The sequence below is a fragment of the Carnobacterium sp. genome (assembly GCF_032094055.1).
In the GTDB taxonomy this organism is placed as follows: domain Bacteria; phylum Bacillota; class Bacilli; order Lactobacillales; family Carnobacteriaceae; genus Carnobacterium_A.
The window spans coordinates 25,682-37,875 of record NZ_DAMDAK010000001.1; the positions used below are offsets into that span (position 1 = coordinate 25,682).

The following is a 12,194-nucleotide window of genomic DNA, read 5'->3' on the forward strand; positions in this document are numbered from 1 at the left end:
GGCTACTAGTAAATAAACAAGGGCTTTTTTAGGATTTTCTAACATTAAATAACATTGACCTATCATAATCACAGCATCATTTTTTAAACTGGTTTCTTCTGACTGAAAAACACGTTCAAAGTACACGAGGCTTTTTTCAGGCATATTTTTGTAATAATACAAATTCCCAAAAGTATAGAGCAATTCTAGGTGATTGGGGTATTTTTGAAGAGCCGTTTCTAAAACTGCTTGAGCATCTTCGTATTTTTTAGCTAAAATTAAAATAGAGGCTAAATTACAGTAACTATCACTATTTTCAGTTTGTTCTTCAATTTCCTCAAACAATAATCGGATCGCTTCGTTTAATTTTCCTTGTTCCCATAATTGAAAAGCTTTGTGATTCCGATTCATTTTGTTCACTCCTTTTACAACTCTTACTATTCTACATCAAAACAGCCTATTTTTCTACTCAAGGAAAAAATCCCTTTTAGAAAAAGCAACAAAAAAATTACGTGTAAGCCCATTAAGATGCTTACACGTAACCTATTTATAGTACTAGTTAGTCGTTCGAGGTCAATACGCTAAAACGCGCGCGTCCTCAAGACTTTTAAACATATTGCAATTCTTTCGTTTCATTGTAAGCTGCATCAATGGTTCCGCCGCCTAAACATTCCATTCCATTATAAAATACAACGGCTTGTCCTGGAGTGATAGCTCGTACAGGTTCATCAAATTCCACTGTTGCGGTTGTTCCATCTTCATTTAAGTGAACAGTAACTGCTGTATCCGCTTGACGATAACGGAATTTGGCCGTACATTTAATTATTTTCGGCATGTCTTCATTAACTGTAAAATGAACATCTGACGCGTTTAAGTGCGTTGCGTATAACCATTCATGATGGAATCCTTGCCCAACATAAAGCGTGTTTGTTGCTAAATCTTTTCCAATGACAAACCAGGGTTCGCTAGATTTTCCGCCGCCGCCAATACCTAATCCTTGACGTTGTCCAATCGTGTAGTACATCAATCCATCATGCTGTCCTTTTACTTCTCCATCAGGAGTTACCATTTTCCCGGGTTGTGCCGGCAAATAAGTCATTAAGAATTTTTTGAAATCGCGTTCGCCAATAAAACAAACTCCGGTTGAGTCTTTTTTCTTAGCAGTAGCCAAGCTCGCTTCTTCAGCAATTTTACGCACTTCAGACTTTTCCATTCCACCTAAGGGGAATAAAACTTTTGATAGTTGTTCTTGAGATAATTGATTTAAAAAATAGGTTTGGTCTTTATTATTATCCACGCCTCTGAGCATATGCGTCACGCCATTTTCATCTCGTTCAACTTGGGCATAATGACCAGTTGCAACATAATCTGCACCTAACTCAGTTGCATAATCTAAGAACGCTTTGAATTTAATTTCTTTATTACACATGACATCCGGATTAGGTGTCCGGCCTTTTTTGTATTCATCTAAAAAGTATTGAAACACTTTATCCCAATATTGTTTTTCAAAATTAACAGAATAATAAGGAACTCCAATTTGGTTCGCTACAAGAGCTACATCATTGTAGTCTTGAGTAGCTGTACATACCCCAAACTCATCTGTATCATCCCAATTTTTCATAAAAATACCCACAACATCATAGCCTTGTTGTTTCAATAATAAAGCTGTAACGGATGAGTCAACTCCACCGCTCATGCCGACTACGACACGAGTATTGCTGTTGTCTTTCATTCTATCACCATCATTTCAAATAGATTCTGAAAATCTTAACGATTTGAAGGTCGCATTTTTTCAGTCTTAATCATTATACTAACTTTTTGAAAGAAAGCAAGGCAGCTGTTTGATAAGAAAGCTAAAAAATAAAAAACCGCATAAAAGAAAACAACAATGGTTCATCCTCTTTTATGCAGCTGATTTACTCTTTAATAAAAATACCTTGTTCCACAAAATTCTGCATAATGAATTCATATTTTTCTCGAATTTTAATAAAAGCTTCTCCATTGTAAATGTTAACTGCTCTCAATCCATTATGAGTAGTCGTTGAAAGTTTTAACTGAGTTAAATCACTTGATACCATTACTTTCAATTTTATTCCTTGTTTATTTAATGAGTTATCATCTAACGAACGAATGTATTGAAAGTTCCCAGTTTTTGCTTCTTCAAATCCATTATCTCGTAATGTATAACGTTTCACAGCAGGGTTAACAGCATACGTGTCTGTTGATCCCTGAAGTTTCGCTGTTTTTGTAAATGCCACTTCCATTCACCTCATCTTTTATTTTTCATTCTTTTTACATCAGCATGTTCATTCTAATGATACTCTAGATGCTTTTCCCATTCTTCACCTATTTTAACTACTTTTTTAACTGGTTAATTACTTTTATCAATTCATCTGCTAATTGGTCAATACTTTTAGAAGTTGTTCCTAAACCAAAACTAATCCGAACAGATTCGTTGATCCGCGGGCTTCTTTCACCGTACATAGCTGTTAATACATGACTAGGATCAATATTCCCCGCTGTACAAGCGGATCCAGCTGAAATAGCAATACCGGCTAAATCCAACAGCAGTAGTAACTTTTCTGAAGAAACTCCAACAAACCAAATACTGATGATATGAGCCAAATGAACAGTTGGATCGCCGTTTACTTCAAATTCGATACCCGCATCTTCTAATCGTCCTAGCAACTGATTCCGGTAATTATGATAAGCTGTTTTGCGTGCTTCTTTTTCTATCTGTGCAATTTCAACAGCTTTTTGAAATCCTGCAATAGCTGGTATATTTTCTGTTCCAGCTCTGCGTTTTGTTTCTTGTTCACCGCCTAGCATAAAACTAGGCAAATGGATTTTCTCATTAATGTACAAAAAGCCTATCCCTTTAGGTCCATTGATTTTGTGACTTGAAGTAGAAAGCAGATCAATATGATCGCGCTTAACATCAATCGTTTCTAACCCATAAGCTTGTACTGCATCTGTATGGAAGAATGCTGACGACTCACTTTCATGAATGATCTCTCCAATAGCAGCAATATCCGTTAGGGCACCTACTTCATTATTTCCATACATAATGGAAACTAATATCGTGTCACTTCGTAAGGCTGCCCTGACTTGTTCTGGATCGACTTTTCCCTGTTGATCTACCGGCAAATACGTTACTTCAAACCCGATTGATTCCAAGTATTCCATTGGTTTTAACACTGCATGGTGTTCAACAGCCGTTGTAATCAAATGTTTTCCTTCCGTTTGGCGAGAAAATGCTGTTTCTAAAATAGCTGTATTATCACTTTCTGTTCCGCCGCTTGTTATGACGATTTCGTTTGCTTTAGCTCCAATACTCTCAGCAAAAGTCTGCTTAGCCTCATCCATTATCCGCCGACTGTCTCGTCCAAATTGATGAATACTTGAAGCATTTCCATAATGATTTTTCATTGTTTCATAGACGACTTCTATCACTTCTGGGTGTACCGGACTAGTTGCAGCATGATCTAAATAAATTTTTTCCATATTGCCCCTCCGTGACTATTTTTTGATTCTTAAAATTTTACCACTATTTTTTCTCTTCGACAATAGACAAAATAGCATAAGCAAATCGGTTATTTTATAATGTATTTATTGGTTGATTCCTTTCATTTCTACCATCTTCTGCATCAAGAATTAGTTTATTATTTCCGGAAACAGCATTTTCAAGATTCCCATTGTTAACGGTCGGCCTTTACCTTCAGAAACAAAAGCATGCATATGCATTGCTGGATTAAAATTTGCTTCAATTACAGTATAGCCCGGATAGTCCGCTGTAGATGGTTTTTGGTAATCAGGTATAATCAAATCCACTCCACAAACCTTGGCACCAATTGTCTTTGTCATTTTTACGGCAGCATCTTTATACGTGTCATCGATCAAGTCTGTCATATCAATGGAATCTCCGCCAGTGCTAATATTCGAATTTTCACGTAAATAAACACGTTTTCCATTTTCTGGGATACTGTCAATTGTAAATCCTTGTCCTTTTAGCATCAGTTGTTCAATTTCTCCAAGCTGAATTTCTTCTAAAGGCGCACGATGATTCGTTCCGCGTAAAGGATTTTTATTTTTTTCTGTGACTAACTCTTTCACGGTGTGTTTCCCGTCTCCTACAACATTAGCGGGCACGCGTAATAAGATAGCCGCTACTTGATCATCTAATACGAAAAAGCGGTATTCTGTTCCTTCTATAAATTCTTCAACTAACACAGCAGAATCTTCTTTAAAGGCAAAATCCATTGCTGATTGATAATCTTCAAAACTTGCTCCTTCTTTAAAGATAGAGATCCCTACTCCATAATTAGTTGATTTAGGTTTTACTACAATCCCTTTGTTCTCATATTGCCAATAGTTCTCTTCAGCTTCAGCTTTCGTATGGTATTCTTCTCCTACCGGAACTTTAAATCCAGCTTCAGCTAAAACTTTTTTTGTGACAGTTTTATTTTCCATAATCAAAGGAGCAATATACGTATCTTTGGATGTCATATTCGCATTTTTTACATATTCACTGTGCTTTTGATAATCTAACTTTAGAAATTGTTCAGATTCATCTAAGATATCTACTTTTAATCCTTTTTGAAGCGCATCAAAAAGCAATAATTGGGTCGACATTTCCATGTTCGAAAAGCCTCTTAATGAGTAAGGGTGCTTAAGGGCCTCTTTTTTGTAGTGTTGAGCTAACTTCATACCAAAAGACAAGTACGATCCAGCTTCTTCAATTCCTTTGATCATTCGTGCAGCAATCGTTTCTTCTGGATGAATGAGTTGGCTTTTTGCTTGTTGGATACAGTCAAGCTGTACCTCAGTTCCATTCGTTTCTCTAACCATTTCATCCATTTGAGCAATTAAATCCAATCCTTCATTTTGAAAGCGGGTTACGTCATTAGGGTGCTCTAAAGCAATGGCATCGCTCATCTTTTTCCCTTCTCTAACTTCAGCCATCGTTGCTGTATCCTCTTTCCAGACCATCAACATACAAAAAAGATGAACAAATTGCATGTCCTGTTCTGACATCCCAAAAGCATCAAAAGGGTTTAAGTCAAAGATTCTTAACTCTACATATGAAATCCCTTCTGTCAATAATTCGTGAGCTGTTTTTGTTCCTCTTAAGCGAACACCTGAATAGAATTCTCTTTCTTCACTTAATTTCCCTTCACTCACTGCTTCTTCTAAATCAGCAACATAATTAGCTACTGTTTCAAACGAAATAGAGACATCATCTGAATTGGCATAACCATAATGACTACTTCGGATACTTCTGATATAATCTCGCGGTGCGCTGTTTCCCTGCTGGTCATTTTTAAAAAAAGTTTCATCACCTGTAGGAGCAGCCCCTAAAAGGTAAGTTAGCAGCCACTGATAGCGCAGAAAATTCTTAGCTAACTTCAAATAAACAGCTGATTTAAATTCTATCGGGTTTAAAATATCTGTTTGATTTTGATACAACCGCTCAATAAATTCTTTGTCGAATTCAAAGTTATAATGTACGCCGCTCAACATTTGCTTAGTTTTACCATATTTTTCTGCTAAATAACATCGATAATTAACATCTTCACGTTTTTCTAGATTAGCCACTGGAATAGCTTCTTCTTCTGGCAGCGTTACTGGCATACTCATTGGCCAGATGTATTCATCTTCAGGAATTGTTCTCAAGGCCACATCATGAAGAGCGCTTAACCAACGATGAGTTTCGGGAATTGAAGTAACTGGCGAAGTAATAAACTCCAATTGAGATTCACTAAAATCGGTTTGAATATACGGATGAAATGACCGATTTCCAAATTGTCGTGGATGTTCTGTTAAAGCTAGTTTCCCAGAGGATAAGGTACGCAACCCTTCTTTTTCTATCCCATAAACAGCTTGATAAAATGCATTCTCCATTTTTATTTCTTTAATGTTTTCTTTAATTGTCTTCATGCAATTCTTCCCTCTTTTTTTCATTGATTTGTCGTTCGATTTCAGCTCGGATTTTTGGTTCAGGAGCAAAATCTCTTTCCCAATTTTCTGGCTTCATTACTTTGCCATCTGATTCTCGGTAATGTGGTTTGCCATCCGAAAACAATTTTCCCATATTCGCTTCATGAACGATTGAAAAAATAGGCTCAGGATCCACTCCCATCAAAACAAATGAACCATAATTAAAATAATTGGCATCTGTCAAAGCGTCAACTTGTCCAATTAAATTTGATTCCACTGTTTTTTGTTCAGTTCTTATTTTAGTAAGCGTTTGGTTCACTTCCTTTTGCCATTGAGAGAAAAGCTTATCAAAAGCAGAGAGATCTCCAGAGACGCTTGCATACAGAAACTCTATGATCTCTTCAGTTGAAAAAACTGCCCTTGATAAAGCTTCCTCAGGTGTAAAGGCTGTTGGAGTTTTATTTTCCGAAGGATGAAAAACTGTATGGAACTCTTGAGTTTGTTCATAGGCAGATCGTTTACTCATTTTAAACTCTCCTTAATTATCTTAACGATTCCTAGATTCTTTTAGTGAACCGTCCTCATTTATCGAGTCTTGTGAAATTAAATATTTTCGTAAAGCTGCATTTTCAGACTCCAACACTTTCCGATTCATTTCTGATTCTTTCAAATCTTGTTGCATGATTTTTAAAAATTGAAAGTGGTCGGTGATTGACCGATCGGTTTTTTCAACATGAGCTTTTTCACTAAGTACTTTTTTTAAATCTTCTTCAAGTCCTGCTATCTCTTCTTTTAATGCTGCATTATTTTCTACTAAACTACTGTTGTAGGATAAAAGTTCGTTTGCTTCTTTTCCTGTTTTTCCTTCAAGTAAGTTCGTACAAATCAAATAAGCTGCCAGACATGCAATCAAAATAAACAAAAAAATTGGGAGAAATGAAATCGGGTGTAAAAAAGACAACCAAATAATAGCCAAACTAGCTAATAAAAAAATAACTAAGCTGGTTCTGAAATTCTTTATTTTTCTTTTGTTGTCTTGACCACGGTAATAATACATTTGATTCTGTAATTCCTGTTCACGTAAAAGATACTCATCTTGTTTTTTTTGTATAGCATAAAACAAATTTTTTTCTTTATTCTCCAGCTGTTCTTTAATTTGTGCTTGATACAGCAAAAAACGTTCTTTTTCTTTTTCCAACTGTTCAAATTCTTTTTCTGCTAATTTTTGATATGCCCTTCTTTTCGCAGCAACTTCTTTTTCTAATGCAGCTGATTTTTTTTGAACAGCTTCTTTTATTGTTTTTTCTTCTTTAGCTGCTTCCTCCATTAAGTTCCTTTTGCTTTCTGCAAAAGTTTTTTTCAATGCTTGTTGTTTTAAAACATAAGTAAGTTCTAGTACAGCTATATACTCTTTTAAATTTCGGCTTTTTTTCTCTTTCTCTTGTTTAAGCACCACTTTATATTCTTTAATTGCTTTTTTTAATTCTGTCAATTGATATTGAATATCACAGTAGATGCCTTCTGTTTGCTGATAAGCCTCATTTAAGATCTCCTCAGCTTGCAATTTAGTTAAATAAAGGGCTGTTTCTTGAGAAGTATCAGAAGCTGACTTGCTCTGCTCTTTTAACTTTAACTTCTCTCTCATCTACTTCACTCCTTCAGTATATCTAGAAATAGTATCATGATTATGTTGCCAAACCTTTGCATAAAACTGTTGGCTTCAGAAAAAAACATTCGGTTAAACTACAGATAAAAGCATTTTGCAATTATTCCTGCATTTATACTCATTTATGATAGCATAATTTCTAGCTAATAGGGAGAATTCCAGACTATTCTACTTACAAAAAAGCAATTAAAATAAAGCAAACAAACGTTCCTTATGAGTAGAAGCTGAGCTTTTAAAATGATATACTAGGTAGAAAGAGTTTTTAAGGAGGTCCTTTTTTGAATAAGCCCTTAGCGTTTCGCATGCGGCCGACTCGCATAGATCAAATCGTCGGACAATCTCATTTGGTTGGCCCTGGGAAAATCATTCAGCGAATGGTAGATGCCAAGATGCTTTCCTCTATGATCTTATACGGTCCGCCAGGAATTGGCAAAACTAGTATCGCCAGCGCAATTGCTGGCTCTACCCAATATGCTTTTCGTATTTTGAATGCGGCTACCGATACTAAAAAAGATTTACAGATTGTCGCAGAAGAAGCAAAAATGAGTGGTTCAGTTATTCTGTTACTAGATGAAGTGCATCGTCTTGATAAACCCAAACAAGATTTTTTATTGCCGCATTTAGAAAGCGGACGTATTATTATGATTGGTGCAACCACTGAAAACCCTTATATTACTATTAATCCTGCAATTCGGAGTAGGACCCAAATTTTTGAATTAAAACCTCTTTCTATTGAAGACATTCAATCTGCTCTGCTCCGGGCCTTGAAAGATAAAGAACGCGGCTTAGGTAACGAATCAGTGGCCTTGCAAGAAAAAGCTTTATTGCATCTTTCTCGTGCAACTAATGGAGACTTAAGAAGCGCATTGAATGGATTGGAATTGGCCGTTAAATCTACAGAACCTGATGAAAATGGAGTTATTCATATTACATTAGATATCGTTGAAGAATGCATTCAGCGTAAAGCCTTAACGCATGATAAAGATGGTGATGCTCATTATGATGTGATTTCAGCTTTACAAAAATCTATTCGCGGCAGTGATGTAAATGCTGCACTTCATTATTTAGGGCGGTTAATCGAAGCAGGAGATCTTCCAAGCATTTCAAGAAGATTAATGGTCATTGCTTACGAAGATATCGGATTGGCGAATCCCGCTGCTGCTCAACGAACAGTAACAGCAGTCCAAGCAGCTGAAAAATTGGGTTTTCCAGAAGCTAGGATCCCTTTGGCTAATACTGTAGTGGATCTGTGTCTTTCGCCAAAATCGAATTCATCTTATGTAGCGATTGATGCTGCCTTAGAAGATATTCGGGCAGGCAAAAGCGGAGATGTGCCTGATCATTTAAGGGACTCTCATTATAGTGGTGCAAAAAATTTAGGAAGAGGACTAAATTATAAATACCCTCATGATTTTCCAGGTGCATGGGTAAATCAACAGTACCTTCCTGATAAATTAACAAAAGCAGTGTATTACCATCCGAATCATACAGGCAAATATGAAGATGCATTAGCTCAGCAATACGATAAAATAAATCAAATAAAAAAGCAAAAGAAATAACGTTTTCTTTCTTATTCTACTGCGATAACGGTGCTTAAACCTAACCTAATTTATTGACAGCTTTATAGGCGTGTGCTACTATAAGGATAAGATTTCTGAGATGTTCGTCATGTCCAACATGTGTTGACCGAACAATTAATAATACCTTGGGATCCTAACTGAATTCAAACAAATAACAAGCCTTTTCACTTGGTAGTTAGCTGTTTGACAGCGGAGCCCACCTGCTAATTGCGGGTTCAATACAACCTGGACGTATCAACGGCATCACCGGATTTCTTAACTAAAGTTGAAAAACTTTGAAAGCCATTCTTCATTGAATGGCTTTTTTCTTATGTTAGGCTCTTCTCATACATACGGTAGTTTCTAGTACTAGAGAAAGGAGTGAAATAAATGCTGCTATCTATTTTATTTGGCATTTTTTCTTTTTTGATATTTTATTTGGCTTATTTTTTATTCAGCGGAAAAGCTGCTGTTTTTATCACTAAAAAGCAAGATGAAAAAAATCGCCTTGCCCAATCTTTTTTTTCAGTTATCGGAATTTTATTAGCGATCAATGGATTCTTCGCGCTCTTTTTAATCTTTTACCATCCAATTTGGCTTGCTTTGATACTACTTGGACTCGTTTGTTTGATTGTGCTTGCCTTTGTATTTGGCTTGAATTATTTTATGTGACATGTATGTAAGCAAAATTTTTATGTTCTTTCTGAAATGTAATCTCTATGAAAACGGATTTATTTAGGGTACAATAGAAATAGAAATAAGTTGGCAGAAAAGTTAATAAAATCTTATTAGGATGGAGTGGTTTATATGTTACAACAATACAATCGAATTTTAGTAGCGATTGACGGTTCAAAAGAAGCGGAATTAGCTTTTAAAAAAGCTGTGCAAGTAGCTGTACGAAATAACTCAACTTTGGTATTAGTACATGTTATTGATACACGAGCTTTCCAAAGCATTTCTACTTTTGATGGTTCAATGGCTGAAAAAGCTAAAGACCAAGCGACTACAACTCTAGAGGAATATGTGCGCTATGCTAAAAATCATCGTGTTGCAGATATCAGCTATTCTATTGAATACGGTTCTCCAAAAGTTCTGATTGCCAAACAAATCCCTGAAGATAAAAACATTGATTTGATCCTTTTAGGTGCAACTGGATTAAATGCTGTAGAACGTATTTTCATCGGCTCTGTTTCTGAGTATGTTATCCGCCATGCTTCTTGTGACGTATTGATTGTCAGAACTGATTTAGAAAATAAAAAGGAATCATAATTATTTAATCCAAAAAAGACCTTGAATATATTTTTCAAGGTCTTTTTTTAGCATTCAAAATCAACTAATTTTTTATCATTGTTGAAGATTAAAAAGGCAACTATAATACTAAAAAATACTTGATCCGTTATTTATATGGTTAACAATCTGCTCAATTTACATTCATAGGTGATAAAAAGATTCTTCATTCCTCTTGAAATAGCGGTGTATAGAATTTTTTGGTCCCTTTCGGTTGAATAGTGATCATCCGAAACGTTATAAAGGAGTACATTATCAAATTCCAATCCTTTGGATAAACTAATCGGTAACACATCAATAATAGGAGAGTCTTCTAGCAGAACTCTTAGCCTTTCCGCTTCTGTTTCAGTCTTAGTAATAATCGTCAGTCTCTCTCCTTTTAGCTGATTTAAAAGGAGACTAAATAAATTCATACTGTTTTGGTTATTGCCCATTTCAAAAAATTGAGGATCATTTCCTTTTGGACGTACCGCCGCAATCTCCATCTGTTGATTGGAATTCGAAAGTTGGCTGAATAGTTTTGTTATCGCTCCGCTGGAACGATAACTATTAAGTAAATCATATCGTTGAACTTGCTTTTGATGAGTTTCAAAAATTTCGTTGATCTCTTGGAAGGTAATCGCTGAATTAAAAATAGCTTGGTTTTCATCGCCCACCATCGTAAAGTCACTTTTGACGAATAAATCTGAAAGCAAACTAACTTGCGCTGGTGTATAATCTTGCGCTTCATCAATTAGGATAAACCGCATTTGTGGCCACTCAATTTTTTCAATGAATGTGTTTTGAATAGTAAGCCAAATAATCGCTTCATCTAAATTTAAATGTTCTTTCGAATGTATATAGCTTTCTTTTTGATAGTCAAAATATAAAAGATCAAAAAGAGCTTTGGTATCAATCCATGTAGTCGAATCAATACTCTTTGTCACACGATGGTACTTCTTTGTTAGCAATTTTTTGCCATATTTAAATACACTCTCCTCCGAATCATCTGTAATCAGTTCTCCAAAATATTTTTGCTGTAACTCTTCAGATAAAGACAAAATCTGATTTTGTGTAGACCGGTTTTTAGCTTGGACCCTGATACGTTTTTCCCAATAACGACTTAATTGTTTTTTTGTGGCTTGAATTTTATGGATCATAGAAACGTGATCTGGAGTTGATTGGTAAATTTCTATGATCTTCTCTTTTGAAATGATCACTTTATTATTATGAGTGATATCTTTGAAAAAGGTAGTGACAGATAACAAAAGCCTATCAGCTTTTTTGAGATATTCTATAAAATTAAGACTTCTTAATACATCCGTTTGAGAATCAACTGCTTCTTGGCTAATTCTTGAAAAGTAGCTCTCTTCACTTTCTAAAGGTAAAGATAAATAGCGCTCAACTAGTTGCAAGAGCGTCATATTTAATGGATTGCGTTCTCCCAGTGAAGGCAAAATTTTTGATAGGTAATCAATAAATTTATTATTGGGTGATAAAATCAAAATATTATCTGATGTAATTTCTTGTCGCAAAGAATACAATAAATATGCAATCCGTTGCATGATTGTTGAAGTCTTCCCACTACCTGCTACACCGTTCACTAAAATATTAGAATTTTTCATATCACGAATAATCCTATTCTGTTCCTGCTGAATGGTAGAAGTGATGTCTTTCATTTGTTTTGTCGAGTCTTGTTCTAATGCTTCTAACAGTACATCATCTTGGATTGCGATAGATGTATCAAAGTAGTTTAACAATGTATTTTTTTCAATAATAAACTGACG

General features: G+C 35.4%; 11 protein-coding genes and 1 other RNA gene. 4 read left to right on the top strand and 8 right to left on the bottom strand.

All coding sequences use genetic code 11. The features are described 5' to 3' along the window. The 7 genes from RT405_RS00150 to RT405_RS00180 all read right to left on the bottom strand — a co-directional run. On the bottom strand, window positions 1–390 hold a 390-nt coding region (locus RT405_RS00150; RefSeq protein ID WP_313466688.1), incomplete at its 3' end, for a tetratricopeptide repeat protein. A gap of 196 nt (window positions 391–586) precedes the next feature. Next, complete coding sequence (mnmA, locus tag RT405_RS00155; protein WP_313466689.1) at window positions 587–1,711, bottom strand: tRNA 2-thiouridine(34) synthase MnmA; 1,125 nt, start codon at window positions 1,709–1,711, stop codon at window positions 587–589. 184 nt (window positions 1,712–1,895) lie between these two features. Then, entirely contained in the window at window positions 1,896–2,237 is a 342-nt protein-coding gene (locus RT405_RS00160) for a cysteine desulfurase (protein WP_313466690.1), read from the bottom strand. A gap of 97 nt (window positions 2,238–2,334) precedes the next feature. Continuing rightward, complete coding sequence (locus RT405_RS00165; RefSeq protein ID WP_313466691.1) at window positions 2,335–3,483, bottom strand: cysteine desulfurase family protein; 1,149 nt, start codon at window positions 3,481–3,483, stop codon at window positions 2,335–2,337. Window positions 3,484–3,633: 150 nt separating this feature from the next. After that, window positions 3,634–5,916: a bifunctional glutamate--cysteine ligase GshA/glutathione synthetase GshB gene (gene gshAB, locus RT405_RS00170; protein WP_313466692.1), complete on the bottom strand. Its 2,283-nt coding sequence runs from the start codon at window positions 5,914–5,916 to the stop codon at window positions 3,634–3,636. Then, the gene (locus RT405_RS00175; RefSeq protein ID WP_313466693.1) at window positions 5,903–6,442 is read right to left on the bottom strand and encodes an HAD family hydrolase; all 540 of its coding nucleotides are present in this window, start codon (window positions 6,440–6,442) and stop codon (window positions 5,903–5,905) included. Before RT405_RS00175 ends, gshAB begins: the two co-directional genes overlap by 14 nt. Before the next feature lie 21 nt (window positions 6,443–6,463). Beyond that, complete coding sequence (locus RT405_RS00180; RefSeq protein ID WP_313466694.1) at window positions 6,464–7,561, bottom strand: hypothetical protein; 1,098 nt, start codon at window positions 7,559–7,561, stop codon at window positions 6,464–6,466. 299 nt (window positions 7,562–7,860) lie between these two features. Here RT405_RS00180 and RT405_RS00185 point away from each other — a divergent pair, with 299 nt between their 5' ends. From RT405_RS00185 to RT405_RS00200, 4 genes are all read left to right on the top strand, one after another. Further along, a complete protein-coding gene (locus RT405_RS00185; protein ID WP_313466695.1) occupies window positions 7,861–9,141 on the top strand; it encodes a replication-associated recombination protein A in 1,281 nt (426 codons plus the stop codon). Between the two features lie 89 nt (window positions 9,142–9,230). Further along, a non-coding RNA gene (ssrS, locus tag RT405_RS00190) (6S RNA) lies at window positions 9,231–9,419 on the top strand. 112 nt (window positions 9,420–9,531) lie between these two features. Beyond that, window positions 9,532–9,813, top strand: a complete 282-nt coding sequence (locus RT405_RS00195) for a hypothetical protein (protein WP_313466696.1) — start codon at window positions 9,532–9,534, stop codon at window positions 9,811–9,813. Between the two features lie 135 nt (window positions 9,814–9,948). Then, a complete protein-coding gene (locus RT405_RS00200) occupies window positions 9,949–10,410 on the top strand; it encodes a universal stress protein (RefSeq protein ID WP_035028749.1) in 462 nt (153 codons plus the stop codon). Between the two features lie 131 nt (window positions 10,411–10,541). Here the strand turns inward: RT405_RS00200 and RT405_RS00205 are convergent. Beyond that, a partial coding sequence (locus tag RT405_RS00205; protein WP_313466697.1) for a UvrD-helicase domain-containing protein occupies window positions 10,542–12,194 on the bottom strand: 1,653 nt, incomplete at its 5' end.

Excerpts from the sequence above, each read along its gene's own strand:
- RT405_RS00175 (WP_313466693.1), bottom strand. The coding sequence starts at position 6,442 with ATGAGTAAACGATCTGCCTATGAACAAACTCAAGAGTTCCATACAGTT.
- mnmA (WP_313466689.1), bottom strand. The coding sequence starts at position 1,711 with ATGAAAGACAACAGCAATACTCGTGTCGTAGTCGGCATGAGCGGTGGA.
- RT405_RS00200 (WP_035028749.1), top strand. The coding sequence starts at position 9,949 with ATGTTACAACAATACAATCGAATTTTAGTAGCGATTGACGGTTCAAAA.
- gshAB (WP_313466692.1), bottom strand. The coding sequence starts at position 5,916 with ATGAAGACAATTAAAGAAAACATTAAAGAAATAAAAATGGAGAATGCA.
- RT405_RS00195 (WP_313466696.1), top strand. The coding sequence starts at position 9,532 with ATGCTGCTATCTATTTTATTTGGCATTTTTTCTTTTTTGATATTTTAT.
- RT405_RS00165 (WP_313466691.1), bottom strand. The coding sequence starts at position 3,483 with ATGGAAAAAATTTATTTAGATCATGCTGCAACTAGTCCGGTACACCCA.
- RT405_RS00180 (WP_313466694.1), bottom strand. The coding sequence starts at position 7,561 with ATGAGAGAGAAGTTAAAGTTAAAAGAGCAGAGCAAGTCAGCTTCTGAT.